Annotated in this window: 15 protein-coding genes, 2 pseudogenes and 1 other annotated feature; of the genes and pseudogenes, 1 reads left to right on the forward strand and 16 read right to left on the reverse strand. The window is 57.8% G+C overall.

The features are described from left to right. The 14 genes from CVM52_RS10995 to CVM52_RS11060 form a co-directional block, all read right to left on the reverse strand. Entirely contained in the window at window positions 1-1,050 is a 1,050-nt protein-coding gene (locus tag CVM52_RS10995) for an amidohydrolase family protein (protein WP_172720980.1), read from the reverse strand. Between the two features lie 93 nt (window positions 1,051-1,143). Continuing rightward, entirely contained in the window at window positions 1,144-1,998 is an 855-nt protein-coding gene (locus tag CVM52_RS11000; RefSeq protein ID WP_088626321.1) for a VOC family protein, read from the reverse strand. Next, window positions 1,995-2,885, reverse strand: coding sequence for a VOC family protein (locus CVM52_RS11005; RefSeq protein ID WP_100162549.1), 891 nt, complete (start codon window positions 2,883-2,885; stop codon window positions 1,995-1,997). Before CVM52_RS11005 ends, CVM52_RS11000 begins: the two co-directional genes overlap by 4 nt. Next, window positions 2,882-3,700: an ABC transporter ATP-binding protein gene (locus CVM52_RS11010; protein ID WP_172720981.1), complete on the reverse strand. Its 819-nt coding sequence runs from the start codon at window positions 3,698-3,700 to the stop codon at window positions 2,882-2,884. Before CVM52_RS11010 ends, CVM52_RS11005 begins: the two co-directional genes overlap by 4 nt. Further along, window positions 3,693-4,493 (reverse strand): ABC transporter ATP-binding protein, encoded by an 801-nt coding sequence (locus CVM52_RS11015; protein ID WP_100162551.1) that lies wholly within the window; start codon window positions 4,491-4,493, stop codon window positions 3,693-3,695. Before CVM52_RS11015 ends, CVM52_RS11010 begins: the two co-directional genes overlap by 8 nt. Beyond that, window positions 4,490-5,545: a branched-chain amino acid ABC transporter permease gene (locus tag CVM52_RS11020; RefSeq protein ID WP_133119826.1), complete on the reverse strand. Its 1,056-nt coding sequence runs from the start codon at window positions 5,543-5,545 to the stop codon at window positions 4,490-4,492. Before CVM52_RS11020 ends, CVM52_RS11015 begins: the two co-directional genes overlap by 4 nt. Next, entirely contained in the window at window positions 5,538-6,410 is an 873-nt protein-coding gene (locus tag CVM52_RS11025) for a branched-chain amino acid ABC transporter permease (RefSeq protein ID WP_100162553.1), read from the reverse strand. The genes CVM52_RS11020 and CVM52_RS11025 overlap by 8 nt, the downstream gene beginning before the upstream one ends. A gap of 25 nt (window positions 6,411-6,435) precedes the next feature. Beyond that, window positions 6,436-7,641, reverse strand: a complete 1,206-nt coding sequence (locus tag CVM52_RS11030) for an ABC transporter substrate-binding protein (RefSeq protein WP_172720982.1) — start codon at window positions 7,639-7,641, stop codon at window positions 6,436-6,438. An 11-nt stretch (window positions 7,642-7,652) separates the two neighbouring features. Further along, on the reverse strand, window positions 7,653-8,333 hold the full coding sequence (locus tag CVM52_RS11035; protein ID WP_172720983.1) for a TetR/AcrR family transcriptional regulator: 681 nt from the start codon (window positions 8,331-8,333) through the stop codon (window positions 7,653-7,655). After that, window positions 8,323-8,649 (reverse strand): non-heme iron oxygenase ferredoxin subunit, encoded by a 327-nt coding sequence (locus CVM52_RS11040; protein WP_088626329.1) that lies wholly within the window; start codon window positions 8,647-8,649, stop codon window positions 8,323-8,325. The genes CVM52_RS11035 and CVM52_RS11040 overlap by 11 nt, the downstream gene beginning before the upstream one ends. Then, the gene (locus CVM52_RS11045) at window positions 8,646-9,413 is read right to left on the reverse strand and encodes an SDR family oxidoreductase (RefSeq protein ID WP_100162556.1); all 768 of its coding nucleotides are present in this window, start codon (window positions 9,411-9,413) and stop codon (window positions 8,646-8,648) included. The genes CVM52_RS11040 and CVM52_RS11045 overlap by 4 nt, the downstream gene beginning before the upstream one ends. Window positions 9,414-9,475: 62 nt before the next feature. After that, window positions 9,476-9,991 (reverse strand): aromatic-ring-hydroxylating dioxygenase subunit beta, encoded by a 516-nt coding sequence (locus tag CVM52_RS11050; protein WP_100162557.1) that lies wholly within the window; start codon window positions 9,989-9,991, stop codon window positions 9,476-9,478. After that, window positions 9,988-11,274, reverse strand: coding sequence for an aromatic ring-hydroxylating oxygenase subunit alpha (locus CVM52_RS11055; protein WP_100162558.1), 1,287 nt, complete (start codon window positions 11,272-11,274; stop codon window positions 9,988-9,990). The genes CVM52_RS11050 and CVM52_RS11055 overlap by 4 nt, the downstream gene beginning before the upstream one ends. 30 nt (window positions 11,275-11,304) lie before the next feature. Next, on the reverse strand, window positions 11,305-12,507 hold the full coding sequence (locus CVM52_RS11060) for an NAD(P)/FAD-dependent oxidoreductase (protein WP_100162559.1): 1,203 nt from the start codon (window positions 12,505-12,507) through the stop codon (window positions 11,305-11,307). 168 nt (window positions 12,508-12,675) lie between these two features. On the opposite strand from CVM52_RS11060, the gene CVM52_RS11065 reads away from it, so the two are divergent. Beyond that, a complete protein-coding gene (locus tag CVM52_RS11065; protein WP_133119827.1) occupies window positions 12,676-13,194 on the forward strand; it encodes a hypothetical protein in 519 nt (172 codons plus the stop codon). Window positions 13,195-13,342: 148 nt separating this feature from the next. Here the strand turns inward: CVM52_RS11065 and CVM52_RS11070 are convergent. After that, window positions 13,343-13,554 (reverse strand): annotated as a pseudogene (locus tag CVM52_RS11070) (IS481 family transposase); the annotation flags it as partial. 45 nt (window positions 13,555-13,599) lie between these two features. Further along, window positions 13,600-14,860 (reverse strand): annotated as a pseudogene (locus CVM52_RS11075) (IS3 family transposase). Continuing rightward, window positions 14,425-14,531: a sequence feature (AL1L pseudoknot), on the reverse strand. Its footprint overlaps the pseudogene before it by 107 nt. Window positions 14,861-14,943: the final 83 nt, after the last annotated feature.

The raw sequence follows: 14,943 nt of genomic DNA on the forward strand, positions 1-14,943 counted from the left end.
TCATACGTCCCTCGATTTTTGGGTTTGTGATGGATCGGATGCGGTTTGCCGCAACCCGAGCAAAACGGTCGGCGACTGGTACAGGATGGTATCGGCGGCAGTTTCAGACAGTGCGCGCCGGATGAACCCTACAGGATCGTTTTCCATGATCAGAAATGGATAGTCGGTACCGGCCAGTATCCTGTCGTGTCCGATGGTTGTTTCCAGAAACTGCAAGGCGACATCGTCGTAAACGATGCTGTCAAAATAGAATCGGCGCGCCAGTTTGCTGGGCGGCACGGACATGCTGTTCCGGATCGGCATTCCCAAGCGGTACGCATGATCCAGCCGGGGCAGGATGGCGGGCAATGCACCGCCGCCATGCGAAAGGACAATGCGAAGATTGGGGTGATTTTCCAGGACCCCACCTGTCATCAGCGACGTGGCGGCGAGAGCTGTCTCAAGCGGAAACGCCGCAATTGCGGCCATTGCCGGTACATCGCCGATCCGCTCGACCCCGGCCGGATGCAGCGCATGAACCATAACCGTCATGTTCAGCCGTTCGGCTTCGGCAAAGACCGGGGCAAGCGACGGATCGCCCAGGGGCGTACTCTGAACATGCGTGCCGATCTCAATCCCTGTCAGCCCCATGTCCCGCAACCCGCTCAGGCTGTGAGCGGCCTTTTCCGGTGTTTGCAGCGGCACCATCCCGAAAGCTGAAAACCGCTTCGGATAGGTGGCGACCAGGTCTCCGAGAAAGGTATTGACGCAGTCGCAGATCGCCTCTGCATCGTCGGCGCCGAACCAATAAGACAAAAGCTCCGGCATCGGCGACAACACCTGATGGCCGATCCCCTTGGCCTCCATGTCGGCCAACCTGGCATCGGCGTTCCAGGATCGTGAATCGATCTGGCGAAAAGACTTCCCTCCGATCACGATCCGGGCCGTGCCGTCCTGTTCATGTACAACGGAGGGCCAGAGCGCATCGCGTTCTGTTCCGTCCGGAAACTGATCGGGCACGACGTGGCTATGGACATCTATTGCCCCAGATGAGCGCAAATTCTTCACCACAGTATCTTCCGTGTTATCATCCAGCCAAACAGCTTTCCGTCCATCAACCGGAAAGCTGCGCAAACGCGCTTACATGCGCCTTCGGAAGGCATATCAGTTCTCGAGGCCGTTCAGATTCGATTTCGCGCCCCACATGCAAAGGCTGAAAGGTTCGAAACCGAACTGGCGTTCTCTATACGTTTCTTCGTCTACCTTGTTGACACCAACTGAGTATTCGAATGTCATCCCGTCAGGGCCCTGGAAATAAACAAACCGGGCACCGGACGTCGGGTGACGTCCCGGACCGAAGGTAATCGGGACGTTATGTTGTTTCAGCAGATTGTACGAACGCATGATGTCATCGGTCGATTCAACCTGATGGTTGATATGCTGGAGTCCGCCGCGCCCTGCAGGGACAAGAGCGAGCGTATGATGAATCTCATTCACGCGCAAAAGCGGAACGTCTCCGATACGGTCACTGACGCGGGCGTTGCAAACCTGGGTCCAGAATGCTTCATCCCGCTTGCAGTCTTGGCTGAAAATGCCGACATGGCTGAAGCCGGAGATTCCGGCGTCCCGGCTCGGAAAATGACGCTTGCCCATAATCTCTGGCTGAACTACCAGCTCGATTTTCAGGCCACTGGGCTCTCGGAAAGCAACGAAGTCTCTTACATGACGGGAATCGCATTCGTCGCGGGTGCCCCTATGCAGATCGTGTCCAAGATCTTCGAGAGTCGCAGCCGCGATTTCAAGTGTCTGACTATCGCGGACTTCGAAACCGACGACGTGGTCGTTGGGGTCCCCTTCGTGGTAGTATAGGGTATGTCCCCGTTCATCTGATCTGAGGTGTCGCGAATTGCGGCTGCTTTCGGAAACCTCCAGGCCCAGAATTCTCGTCGCGAAGTCGGTGCTGGTCTGAATATCTTTTGTACCCATCCGAACATAGCATACATCAAGCAGTTCAATCATCTTGTGCCCACCTTTCTGTTATCTTGGGTTTCCCAATCGGCTCCCCAGCGTTCGGGAATCAGACCATCGGAGTTCCACATGCAAAACGAGTCGCGCGCGTTTCTGAATTGTCGCGCGGTCCAGTCAGGCTCAACAGTTTTCATTCCGGTCCCGTAAGACACGATCAGGTCCTCGGGCCCCTGGAAGTACAGAAAAACTTCGCCACTTGCGGGATCGCGCCCGGGACCATCGAGGATTCGCACCTGTTGACTGGCAAGCAAATACTTGCTGCGCATGATATCGTTCAGGTCGCCTACCTCGAAATTGACGGATAGCAGCCCACTCCGCTGGCTTGGGTAGTAAGCGATGCGGTGGTGTCGTTCATCAAAACCCAGCTGACCGCTTTCTCCGGCAAAGTCCCGCACCCTGGCGCCGAAAACCTCGGTCCAGATCGCCATGTCGCGCTCGGGGTCAGGGCTGCGCAGATCAACCGACGAAATCGCTTTGATGCCGGCATCGCGGGCGGGGAAAAACCGCTGGCTCTTGTTTTCGTGGCGCACAACGATCTCGAACCGGTTGCCGGCGAAATCTTCAAAGGCCACCGCATCGCGGTAGAGCTTTCCGGCACAAACCTCTGCGGACAGCCGCGCGGGCTCAAGTCCGCAGGCGGTGAGCTTCCCTGTGATGTCGTCAAGATCGGTCTGGTAACGGACACTGAGCCCGACAACCGGCTTGCTGGTCGCGCCGGTGGCGTCGCATTCTACTGAATATGATCGCTCGTCGGATCGGAATCGGGCGATGTCGTCACTGCCGTCCGCAGACTGAAGCCCGACCGCGCCTCCAAGGAACCGATGGAAAGCATCCAATTTTTTTGCCGGGTACCGAACAAAACGAAGCTCTTCAATCATACCGGGGTCACCCTTTCTTCCTGCGGTGCGGCCACATCCGCGCCTGCTAGCGTCAGTTGAGTCGTGCCAAGGTAGGCCCGAACCACTTCAGGGTTATCCAGCACCTCATCAGGAGGTCCGTCTCCGATCGACCGACCGTAATCCAACACATGGATACGGTCCGCAATCGCCGCGACCATTTCCATGTCGTGTTCAATCCAGAGCATTGGAATTCCCAGCTGCTTCTTTGCGGCGTCGATATGGTAGGCAAGTTCTTCGCGTTCTTCCTGGGTCAGTCCCGCGGAAGGTTCGTCCATCAAAAGAACTTTCGGTTCGGCCACCAGCGCCCGCCCAAAGCCGATGATCTTCTGAATTCCAAAAGGCAGACCGCCGACAGGCAAATGCGCCAGATGGGTCAGCGACAACATCTCAAGCACGACGTTGACCACAGCGAGATGCTCGGCCTCTTCGCGCCGTGCCGACGGCAGTCGTAACCATTGTTCCGCAAGTGTCGCCTTGAGATGGTTGTGCCGGGCCACAAGCAAGTTCTCACGTACATTCATCCGGGGGATCAGTTCGGCATGTTGAAAGGTGCGCCCGATTCCCATTTCCGCAATGGCACTGGGTTTCTTGCCGATTAGGGACGTGCCGAGAAAGTCGATCTGACCCGAGGGGCGATAGATCCCGCTGATGCAGTTAAAGATACTGGTCTTGCCTGCCCCGTTTGGTCCGATCAGCGCCAGCAATTCACCCGACCGAACACCCAGCGAAACTCGGTTAAGGACGACCAGACCGCCAAAATGAAGTTCTACATCCTTGAGTTCAAGGTCATACATTTGCTCGCTCCTCGCGTCGGCGCCGCGCATTAGCCAGATAGTCGGCGCGGCCCGCGCTTCCGGTCCCAAGGTACAGTTCCAGGATTTTCTGATTGGTCCGCAGGTCTTGGGTTGCACCTTCAAGCTCGACTTTGCCGTTCTCCAGAACGAAGCCGTAGCTAGCCAACGCAAAAGCCACCGCGGCGCTTTGCTCGACCAAGAGTATGGATAGTTCGGTCCGGGCGTGAATGTCGCGCAGCCGCTCGATGATCTCGTCGACGATCACCGGAGCCAGCCCCAGCGACAGCTCGTCGATCAGCAACAGGCTCGGCTTGCAGACAAGCGCGCTGCCAATCGCCAGCATCTGACGCTCACCCCCTGACAGCAAGCCAGCCGGTTTGTTCCTGAGTTTTGCCAATCTGGGAAAATAGACAAAGATTTCGTCTTCGATCTGCCGCCAGTTGCTGCCTTCGGCACGCGTGGTCGAGACAACTTCCAGGTTCTCGGCAACAGTCAGGTTGGTAAAAACCTTGTCCCGCTCGGGGACCAGAACGATACCCTTGTGGATCGTTTTCGGAAGCTGAAGCCCGGTGATGTCTTCACCGAAATACCGTACGTAGCCGGCTGTCACCCGTGCATTGTCCAGCCCGATGAACCCCGAGATCGCCCTGAGCGTGGTCGATTTTCCAGCACCGTTGGCCCCCAAGAGCGCGGTAATTTGCCCTTTCGCAACCCGCAGATTGACACCGTGCAACGCCCGGATCGAACGTTGATAGGTGACTTCAAGGTCCGTGACTTCCAGAATGTCTGTCATGGCGTGTCCTCCCGTTTCGACGGCGATGCGAATTGACCGACAATGCGTTTCCAGATGCCGATCAGGCCGCTGGGTTCAAAGACCAGAAACAGGATCATCAGCAGACCAAAGGCCGCATAGGAAGCCGAAGAAACCGTCGTGATGTCCAGCCCGATATAGGGCACCGCTTCCATCAGCCATTCAACGAAATAGGGAACCAGCGTGACGAACACCGCTCCCAGCAGGGCCCCCGGCAAGCTGCCCATTCCGCCAATGATGATCATCGCGATGTACTGGATGCTCAGGAACAGCGTGAAGGCTTCAACTGAAACGAAGTTCTGGTAGTAGGCGAACAACGCGCCCGAGAACGAGGCGATTCCAGACGTGATGACGAAGGCCAGCAGCTTGTAATTGGCAACCTGCACGCCAAGAGCCTCGGCCGCTGTTTCATTCGCATGCAGGGCCTCCCAGGCGCGGCCTGTCTTGGAGTTCAGCAGATTGCGACACCCCCAGTAGGTGCCCGCGACCAGCGCCAGAAGCACATAGTACCAGGCGTATCCGTCATAAATCTCGAACCCGAAAACCACTGGCGGATCGAGGAAAATACCCGTCGAAGCGCCGCTGGCGAATTCGTATTCGCCTCCAAGGTAGATAACGAGAAAATGCAGCGCCAATGTGCTCATCGCCAGATAGATGCCGCGGAGCCGCAAGGACGGCAGGCCGAAGATCAGGCCAATCACCGCGCCGGCCACGACCGAAGCCGGAAGGGTGATCCAGATACCCGCACCCGTTTCCTTGTAAAGGATCCCGGTGGTAAATGCGCCAGCCGCCATCAGGCCGCTATGACCCAGAGAGATCTGTCCCGCAATACCGGTCAGAACCATGAGCGCCAGTGCTCCGATGCCCGCGATAAAGATCTGCGACGCGATGTCGAGATGAAATGGCGTGGCCGAGGTTGGCAAAAGGACAAGCAGAACGATCAAACCGATCCAAGCCACCTGATTCTGGCTTAGTCGCTTTCTAAGTTCTGTGGCAGGGGCCATTTTTCCGATGCCGGTTTCTATATTAGACACGATTGAGTTCCTCCTTGGTGCCGTACAAGCCCCAGGGCCGGACGATCAGAATTGCGATCAGTACAAGGAACGGCACGACATCGGAGAGAAGCGGATTAACGTAATGGATCAGAAGCACCTCCAGGGCCGCGATGACACCCGCGCCGATCAACGCACCGGGCAGGCTGTCCAACCCGCCAACAAGTGCCGCCGGAAAGGCCTTGAGCCCGATCACCGCCATGTTCACGTCGATACGGGAATCGATGGTGACAAGTACTCCCGCCAGTGACCCCGAAAAGGTCGACAGGGTCCAAGCCAGGGCATAGACGGTATGAAGGTTGATCCCGCGTTGCGCCGCCAGCAGCGCATTCTGTCCAGAGGCACGCATCCGCATGCCCCAGCGTGACATGTGAAGAAATGCCAGAAGCCCTAGGTAGACCAGGAACGTGCAGACAACGAGCCACAGCGCGGCGGTGGAAACCCGGACCGAGTCGGTAAGTGCGATCGAGGCATTGTCGAAGCTGATCATTGCCGCAACGTTCAGTTGTTGTGGCCCCCAGATCAGGACCATTGCGCCGCGCAAAAGAATGCCCAACGCTACGGTTGTCAGAACGGCGGCCAAAACCGGTTGTCCCGTCATCTTGCGCATTAGCAGCAGATAGACGGACAACCCGACAACGATCGAAAACATCGCGGTGAGGGCAATCGCGACGAGAGGATCCGAGGCGATACCTGCCGATGTGGCAACCAACAGGTAAGCCCCCAGGATCATGAGTTCGCCATGTGCCAGATTCAGGACACGGCTGACTTTGTACACCAGGACATAGCCGCTCGCGACAAGAGCGTACAATGACGTCAAAACAACGATGTTTGCTAGAATTTGCATGATAAGCTCCTGTCGCGCTCAGGCCTCATTCGACCTCGTAGGCCTTCCAGTCCCGTGCGATCTCCATCGCGCCCTTTTCGTCGCTCCAGCGATAAGCGCGGTAATAGATGGTTTCGCGGAAATGATTGTCATCGGTCCATGTGATCGGACCTCCGCGCAATCCCTTGGTGTCGATTTCGATGTTGCTCATGACGGCATTAATCGCCTCGGCGCTTGTGTCTTCGCCAAGCTGTTCAAGAACTCCCTCGACGACGATGCCGCCGACCCATCCGTCGAGAATGGCCTCTGGATGCAGGTTGGAACCGGATTCCTTCACCGCATTGACAAGGGCTTGCGTGGCTTCGCTGTCTTCGAACAGCATCACGTTGGTTCCCAAGGTGAAAAGGTTCGGGTCCTTCATTTTCATCATCTCAAGTTCGGCCTCAGCCAGATGGCCGACGTAAGCGTTGCCTTTCCAACCCTGCTTGCGCAGCGCATCGACGAAACGGATCTGCACGGCCCACGGTGCCCAGGACAGAACTGAATCGGCTCCATTCTGAATCAGTTTGGTTGCGAAGGATGTGTAGTCAGCCGTACCTGGCGGCGCGATCTCGACGCCGGCCGATTTCATGTCAGCTTTCAATACCATCCGTTCGGCTTCTTCCATCCCCGCCCGCGAGATTGGAATGCCCATGGCGGAAAATCCGACGGTGGCATCGCTGCTTTCCCGGTCACGCAGGTAATCGACCATTGCGATGCTGTCATGAACTGCGGAAAAGCCCGTCGAACAATACAAGAGTGGTTTGGCCGGCGGCATCGTCTCTGCAGGACAGACCGAACCGGCAAACAAAACGGGCACTTTCCTGCGCGTCGCCTGGCTGATGATCGGGGCGAAGGTTGCCGATGTGCTGACCGAGATGATCATCTGCACATCGTCCTGGGTCAGAAACCTTTTGGCGTTGCTCGCCGCCCGCGATGCATCCCCCTGGTCGTCATAGATCACCAGCGACACGGTCTTTCCGTTGACGCCTCCCGCTTCGTTCAGGCGGTCGAGGTACAGCTTCAAACCCTCGGCCGGCGCGGCATATGTGCCAGCGGCCCAACCGCTCAGTGCAGCACTTACCCCGATCACGACCTCGTCATCGGCAGCCAGCGCCGGTCCTGCGGCAACTGTGGCCGACAGGGCCAAGCTCTTGGCAAACTGTTTAATTTTCACGGTTTTTCCTCCCATAAGTGACAGCACAAAATTCATAGCCCTTGCCGTCATGACTGTTCGACGGGCCAATCGATGTTTTCGCGTTTCAACGCATCGACCATCATGGTTTTCCAGATGGCGGTGACTTCGGCATATTTTTCGGCATTGCTGTCCCAGAGCGTCCGCATTGCGTAACCCCGGACCATATTGAAGGTCATGTAGACCAGGTTCTCGGCTAAAGGCGGCGGCATGTATTTGGACATGACTTTGACCCATGCGGCCTCGATCGGCAGACGCGCTTTCTGCGACGCCTCCAGGATCTCGGTCTTCAGATCGGGATCCGTGTTCGCGGACAGAACAATGTCCAGAACGCTGAAGAAATGCTCCCCCAGAAAGAAGCTTTCTGCATCCCTAAGCATCTCGTCGAAAATTTTGCTCTGGTCGGTCGCTGCTTCAGCGCCCTCGACGCTTTTGTCGACGGCAATTTGGTAGAGGTGCTCGTGAACTGCCAGGATCAAATCCCGTTTGTGACGGTAATGATGCAGCAGTGCGCCCCTCGATACCCCGGCGTTTTGCACCACCGCTTCGGTGCTGAACCCGGAAAACCCACGTTCGCGCAACACTTCGATTGAGGCCGATATGAGGCGTGATCGCATTTCTAGGCTGCGTTCGTCTTGCGACCGTGAGGCATTGACCACATCGGCGTCCGCCTTGTCGCTCTGTTTGTTGGAGGAAATTTTAGTATTCAATGGATACCTTTCCATCCGCGACGAAAACAGCGTAGGTTTTCAACGGAATTTCGCAGGGCATCAGTCCGGGTTCGCCCGTGGTCACGTCGAAGGTTCCGAAGTGCCACGAGCATTCGACAAACTTTCCGCACAATTCGCCTTCTTCGGACAGCGAAGCCTCGCCATGCGAGCATTGGTCCTGAGTGGCAAAGAAGTTGCCATCGACATTGTAGACGGCGATGACGTCTCCATTCGGCAGGGTCTCGGCACGTATTTCGCCTTCCGGCAAATCTTCGGCGGGGAAAAGAGCCAAGATCCTTTTTGTATCTTCACTCATAGCATCGTGCTCCCGCCATTTACCGAAATCACCTGTCCGGTCACGAAACTCGCTTCGTCCGAGGCCAGGTAACTTACCATCGAAGCGACTTCGCTCATTTCCGCCGGTCGCCCCATCGGGATCACACTGAGAAATTTCTCTGCCAATATAGGATCGCGTTCGGTAATCTCGGCCATTTGCGGTGTGTTGGTCGCGCAAGGGGCCACCGTATTCACGGTAATCCCGTCAAGGGCGTACTCCCGGGCCAATCCGGTGGTCATGCCGTGCATGCCGCCCTTGGCCGCATTATAGGCGGCATGATCCCACAGACCGTTTCGCACGGAATCCGCACCAACGTTCACGATCCGCCCGCCACGCTGTTCGCGCATGACAGGCAACGCGTGCCAGCAGCACCAGATCGCCGTCCAAAGATTTCGGTCAATGGTTTCACGAAGGGTGTCGGGCGTATGTTCGGCAAATGCTCTGATGATCCCGCCACCTGCATTATTGACCAGAATGTCGAGCCGTCCGTATGCGTCAATGGCCGCATCGACAGCCGTCTTCGCAACGGATTCGTCCGCGAGGTTTCCGGGAACGACCACCGGGGGCTTTCCTTGAAAATGTCGCGCTGCCATTTCCTCGGCCGCCGCGGTCGCTTCGGTCTCGTCGAAATTGGCGATCACCAGCCGCGCCCCGTCTGCCATCAGACGTTCAGCGATGACCAGACCAATTCCGCGCCCCGCTCCCGTTATCAGGGCAACCTTGCCTGACAGTTTTCCACTCATAGTCGGTCCCCTCATTCTTCGTCGATCGCGCCCCTGCAAGACCGGGGCGCGATCCGTTCGTGTTACAAAATTATGCTGATCCGGCCCTGATTACGGAGGCCGTTGGTATCAAGAACAACACGCTTGGACCTGATCCGGATTTTGCCGTCCGAAACCTCCAGACCGTACAGGAGCTTGCCAAAGAAGATGTTGCTGAAGTCATCCTTGGTTCGATAGGTCAAAAAATTACACGCGACTTCAACCTGACCGTCATCTTGCGAAAGGATACGAACATTCGACACCTGATGGCGGGTTTTTGAATGCGGATACTCCGCATGGGCGGTCCGCTTCATCAATCGCTTGACCCGTTCGCCCAGCCGGTACCTGTCATCCGCGATGTAAAACAGGTTGTTGTCGGGTGACGCATCGGCGGGAATGTCCGTCGGCGGAATCTGATAGGTCGCATCGTCGGTGAATAGATCCAGCCATTCCGGCAGCCGCCATTCGTCAAGAAGCTCGGCTTCGGCGTAAAGAAAATCCTCTACTTCCGACCGCGTGAGCGTCCCGGCGTCAGATCCCTTTTCTGTTGCAACGTTCATGTCCGCTCTCCCTGGATTTGTTCAGGGCCGGTAAGGCGGCGGCTCCATTCGCGCCAGAACGCACGCATCTGCTCTTCGTCGTCCATCGCTGGCTGTTCCAAGCCCATGCCCTTTGATATGTCGTTCCACCGCACTTCCTGACTATTACGATAGCCCAGCTGGCAATGTTCCAGCGCCTCTACGTCATCCGGAGTGGCAAAGCCGCCGGGCCCGAGGAACTCCAGAAAGTTCGACAGGCGGAACTTGCGAGCCGCCGCGCTCTCTTCCTGCGGTCCGGCCGCCCAGGCATTGACGTGAAGCAGGTTTGGCGATTGCGGGAAGAAGGTGCGGATCGTCAGCGACATGATGTCGTTGATGATCAGGTTAGGGAAAATCAGCAGGTTGCGGTTCTTGTAAGCGATCCGGTCTGCTTTCTCCTTGCCGTATAGTTTTTCGTTCCGGGCGTTAAGAGCGTCGATCTCTTTCTTCCCTTCATCGCCCCAGAGTGACACCCATTGACCGGCAGGCCGTCCCCAGGGGGCGCTATATTCGATCACGCCGTGGCCATTGCCTAGATCCTTTCCAACACCGCTCAACGCGACATTGGTCAGGCCGCCTTCCATGGACTTAAGGTAGTCCAGGTAGGTCGCATGGGTGCTCGTCGCGTGATAGCCGTCGATGCTGTTTTCTACCAGCAGCTTCCAGTTCGCGTTCATCGCGTATTCCTGGGTGCCGCCAATGACCTCCATGCCGTCAACCGACTGATCGAAGATCACATCCAGATATTCCTTGGCGTTGCCAAGGTAATCAACAAGCGGGATTACTTCAGGGTCGTAGCACAAGAAATACAGCCCGCGATAACTTTCCAGCCGGGGCACCTGACGCATGTTGGAATCAGGGTCGTTCTTGAAGTCGTGCCCATAGCTTTCTTCGCCCGGCTGATTTCTCAGCGCGCCGTCCTGGCCGAAGACCCAACCGTGATAGAAACACTGAAAGGACTTGGCGTTGCCTTTGCGTTCACGGCAGACTTGGGAACCCCGGTGGGGACAGGAATTGAACAGCGCCCGGATGTTGCCCTGGCGGTCCTTGTTGAACAGAATGCTGCGGCCGCCGACCACTCGGGTCACAAAGTCACCCGGTTTCTTTAGTTCCGATTCGTGGCCGAGATAAAGCCAGCAAGTGGAAAAGATACGCTCGCGCTCTTTTACGAACACATCCGGGTCAGTAAAGTTGTTTCTGGAAACCTTGAAGAGATGCCGATCGTTGTCGATCATCACCAAGGGATCGTTTCCGTTGGGCTTCATTGCGTCTTATCCTCCTCCGGTTGATGGGTTTCAGGCGGGAATTGCCTGTCTGAGTTTGTAAGCGGGGTCCTCGATGGCGGCCCGCTCCAGCCGGATGCCGTTTCCGACCAGTTTACGTATTGCGGCCATGTCCTTGGGAACATTGATTGTGGTGCCCCCGACGATTTCACCGCCCCGCAAGGCGATGACGGCGAAGCGACCGCTGGCAGGATCACCGCGCAAGACGGTCTCTTCACCGATGCTGTCGCCCGCCACCTGAATGTTCATGCTATACTGATCGGACCAAAACCACGGCGCAGCCTTTGCCGGCTGCGCCGTGCCTGTTATGGACGCCGCGGCGATGGCGGCCTGCTGGTTGGCATTCGCCCAGGTCTCGATCCGCATCCAGCGATTGTGACACCGGCTGAACTGTTCGGTCGCATCCCCGACCGCCAGCACACCGCTGCTTTCGGTGACGGCCCTGTCGTCGACCCGAAGCCCCTGCGCGCCCTCTGGCAAACCGATCATGGCGGCAATCCCGCGCGGCGGCTCCACCCCGATGCCGACTACTACAAGATCGGCGCTTTCCACCGATCCATCGCTCAGCGTGGTGTCGCACCCCGACGCCGAGACCGGCCTTACATCATACCGGAAACGAACGCCGTTCCCGGCGTGTAGCCGTTCCAGATGTTCGGACGCCTCCGCGGGCAGTCCCCGTTCAAATAGACGTGAGCCGGCCTCGACCACAGTCACGTCGCAGGTCCCCGCTGCCGCTGCGGCAACTTCCAGTCCGATGATCCCGCCGCCCACGATCAAGATCTTTCCACCCATAGCCATCCGTTCGCGGATGGCAGCAGCGTCCTCGATCGTGCGCAGGACATGGATCGGCACGGTCAACCCGGCAAGCTGATCACATTGCCGGGCGCTGGTACCCGTCGCCAAAACCAGATGATCATAGGAAAGCTCCTCGCCCCCGGCGAGCGCCACGACCCGAGCGTTGGGATCGGCGTCGACGACGGGGCTGCCCAGCCGCAAATCTATTTCGGCGGCGCTCCAGTCGCCCTGCGCCTTCATGAAACGAGTCGACCAAGCCGGATCTGTCAGCATTTCCTTGGATAGCTGGGGTCGCTCATAGGGCAGATGCGGCTCCGCCCCGACCAGAACGACCGAACCGGAGAATCCCGCCGAACGGAGTTCCAGCGCGACTCGGGCCCCGGCCTGACCGGCGCCAACGACAACGACTCGTTCGGTCATGGGCGGCCAACGAACCTGCAGGCCACGCCCGGAGCATTTCTGTAATTGTCGGTCTGCATTCTCTCCCCCCTTCTCCGGCCACCTCCCGGCCGGTCAACTTTCTTGCCAAGAATTTACAAACAGGTTAGACTGTTTGTCAATGCACGAAAATCAGGGAGGCGCACAGTTATGTCGCAAAAAGCAGAAGATAGTGATAAAATACAGGTTGTTAGCGGGTATCAAAGCTGCAGTCTTGGCATGCTTCCACCGCGGATGCCGGATCGCGCAGATCCGCAGGTTCCCCATGATGCATCCCTCGGCAAAGTCCGCTATGGCCGGATCGGGAGCGTCTATTTCTATGACCAAAATTTCGACGCCGCTGTCGGGATGGTTGAGATTGAACTCAGCATTCAATGCCTTTCCGAGGGGCATTGCCGCGTCGAGGCATTTGGTATCGGCGATGGCTTTCAATCCTGCTCGGCCAATGGTCAGGACGCACCATTGATCATTCAGTTGTGCCGCAGGGACGGAACGGTGGTCGCCGAATCGAAATGGTCTTATTCGCGTATTCTTTGCGGGCATGTCGAGGCGCTGACACACAAAGAAGACATCCTGCTCGCCAGCGAGGAATTCGAATCAATTGAACTGGGGGTGATTCCCTCGACAAAAGGGACTGTATGCACTTGCGCAATGCCGCTCGGCACCTAGGTGTTGGATCCCATCGGGTTGCTCAACGCCGAGCGCGGGGGAGAGGCCTTAAAGGGCCGAGTGTGGCCTTGCGGTGTTGAGCCAGTCAAGACAGTAGTGCAGGTCGGCGTTTCGCGCTGCCGATGTCGAACGGCCTGACCCAAGGGGTTCATCGCAGCATCTGGTGGATCGGATTTAGGATAAATGATTTGGTTCTGCAGTCCAGATTTTGCTGATGTATTCGTAGGGCGGCGTTAGGCATTTCAGCGTCTTGAGGCGGCGCGCGAAGTTGTAAGCGTCCAGGGCGTCACTGAGGTGGCTACGAAGCTGATCGTGGCTCTCGTCATGATACCGTTTGACCGTGGCGTCCTTGATGGTGCGGACGTTTGAACCGCACCGGGTTTGCCGGAGGCAGGTTGATGTAAGTTACGCGGCCATTGTCTGAGTTTCCAGAGCCGCGTGGTAGTTTGCTTCGGCCTCTGCTGGCGGGATGTTTCCGATGGGTTCCAGCAGGCGGCGGTGGTTGAACCAATCGACCCATTCGAGGGTGGCGTGTTCCACGGCATCGAAGCCGCGCCATGGGCCACGGCGGTGGATGACCTCTGCTTTGAACAGGCCATTGATCGTTTCGGCCAGGGCATTGTCGTAACTGTCGCCGACACTGCCGACCGAAGGTTCGATCCCGGCCACGGCCAGGCGCTCGGTGTATTTGATCGACAGATATTGCGATCCGCGGTCCGAGTGATGCACCAGCCCTGAGCCAGGCTGCCGCTGGTGAACGGCCTGTTCCAGAGCATCGAGCACGAAGCCGGCGTTTGCTGTCCGGCTCACCCGCCAACCCACGATGCGGCGGGCAAAGGCATCGATGACGAACGCCACATAAACAAAGCCCTGCCATGTCGCCACGTAAGTGAAATCGCTGACCCAGAGCATGTCCGGCGCAGGCACGCGGAACTGGCGGTTCACCTTGTCCAGCGGGCATGGCTGCGACTTGTCAGCTATTGTCGTCCTGGCCTTCTTGCCGCGAATAACCCCTTCCAGCCCCAAGTCCTTCATCAGCCGTGCCACCGTGCATCGGGCCACATCAAAGCCTTCGCGGCGCATCTGAAGCCAGACCTTGCGCACCCCGTAGACCTTGTAGTTCTCATCGAACACCCGCTCGATCTCGGGGCGCAGAACGGCATCGCGCTTGGCCCGATCCGGCAACAAGTCAGGGTTCGCCCGCTTGGCCATGTGATCGTAGAACGTTGAAGGGGCAATCGGCAGGTGCCTGCAGATCGGCTCGACCCCGATATCGTCACGGTGTTCTTCGATGAAGGCGATCATGTCTTGGACCGGCGGTCGAGCTCCGTCCCGCTGCGGGGCAGTCGCCGCTTGCGGCGATGAGAGCGGGGGCAAAATACGCCGATGCCTTGCGCAAGATCTCATTCGCCTGCTTCAGCTCGCGGTTCTCGCGCTCCAGCGCCTTCATCTTCTCGGCCATCTCTGAGGTGACTCCGGCCCGGTCGCCGCACTCAACTTCGGCCTTCTTGACCCACTCGTTTAGCGTGTTCGCCGCGCAGCCGATCTTCGCCGATACCGACACAATTGCGGCCCAGCGGCTCTCATGCTGCCCGGGATTGTCCAAAACCAGGCGAACAGCACGCTCGCGCACTTCGGGGGAATACTTGTTCGTCGTCTTGCTCATGATGCTCCATCCTTGTGTGTTCAAGATCGGGCATACTGAGAATGCAGGTGGGACCCCGTTCCATCCCGGGGAGGTAGATCCCG

The sequence above is a fragment of the Pseudooceanicola lipolyticus genome (assembly GCF_002786325.1).
In the GTDB taxonomy this organism is placed as follows: domain Bacteria; phylum Pseudomonadota; class Alphaproteobacteria; order Rhodobacterales; family Rhodobacteraceae; genus Pseudooceanicola_C; species Pseudooceanicola_C lipolyticus.

Excerpts from the sequence above, each read along its gene's own strand:
- CVM52_RS11000 (WP_088626321.1), bottom strand. The coding sequence starts at position 1,998 with ATGATTGAACTGCTTGATGTATGCTATGTTCGGATGGGTACAAAAGAT.
- CVM52_RS11005 (WP_100162549.1), bottom strand. The coding sequence starts at position 2,885 with ATGATTGAAGAGCTTCGTTTTGTTCGGTACCCGGCAAAAAAATTGGAT.
- CVM52_RS11010 (WP_172720981.1), bottom strand. The coding sequence starts at position 3,700 with ATGTATGACCTTGAACTCAAGGATGTAGAACTTCATTTTGGCGGTCTG.
- CVM52_RS11015 (WP_100162551.1), bottom strand. The coding sequence starts at position 4,493 with ATGACAGACATTCTGGAAGTCACGGACCTTGAAGTCACCTATCAACGT.
- CVM52_RS11025 (WP_100162553.1), bottom strand. The coding sequence starts at position 6,410 with ATGCAAATTCTAGCAAACATCGTTGTTTTGACGTCATTGTACGCTCTT.
- CVM52_RS11030 (WP_172720982.1), bottom strand. The coding sequence starts at position 7,641 with ATGAATTTTGTGCTGTCACTTATGGGAGGAAAAACCGTGAAAATTAAA.
- CVM52_RS11040 (WP_088626329.1), bottom strand. The coding sequence starts at position 8,649 with ATGAGTGAAGATACAAAAAGGATCTTGGCTCTTTTCCCCGCCGAAGAT.
- CVM52_RS11045 (WP_100162556.1), bottom strand. The coding sequence starts at position 9,413 with ATGAGTGGAAAACTGTCAGGCAAGGTTGCCCTGATAACGGGAGCGGGG.
- CVM52_RS11050 (WP_100162557.1), bottom strand. The coding sequence starts at position 9,991 with ATGAACGTTGCAACAGAAAAGGGATCTGACGCCGGGACGCTCACGCGG.
- CVM52_RS11055 (WP_100162558.1), bottom strand. The coding sequence starts at position 11,274 with ATGAAGCCCAACGGAAACGATCCCTTGGTGATGATCGACAACGATCGG.
- CVM52_RS11060 (WP_100162559.1), bottom strand. The coding sequence starts at position 12,507 with ATGACCGAACGAGTCGTTGTCGTTGGCGCCGGTCAGGCCGGGGCCCGA.
- CVM52_RS11065 (WP_133119827.1), top strand. The coding sequence starts at position 12,676 with ATGTCGCAAAAAGCAGAAGATAGTGATAAAATACAGGTTGTTAGCGGG.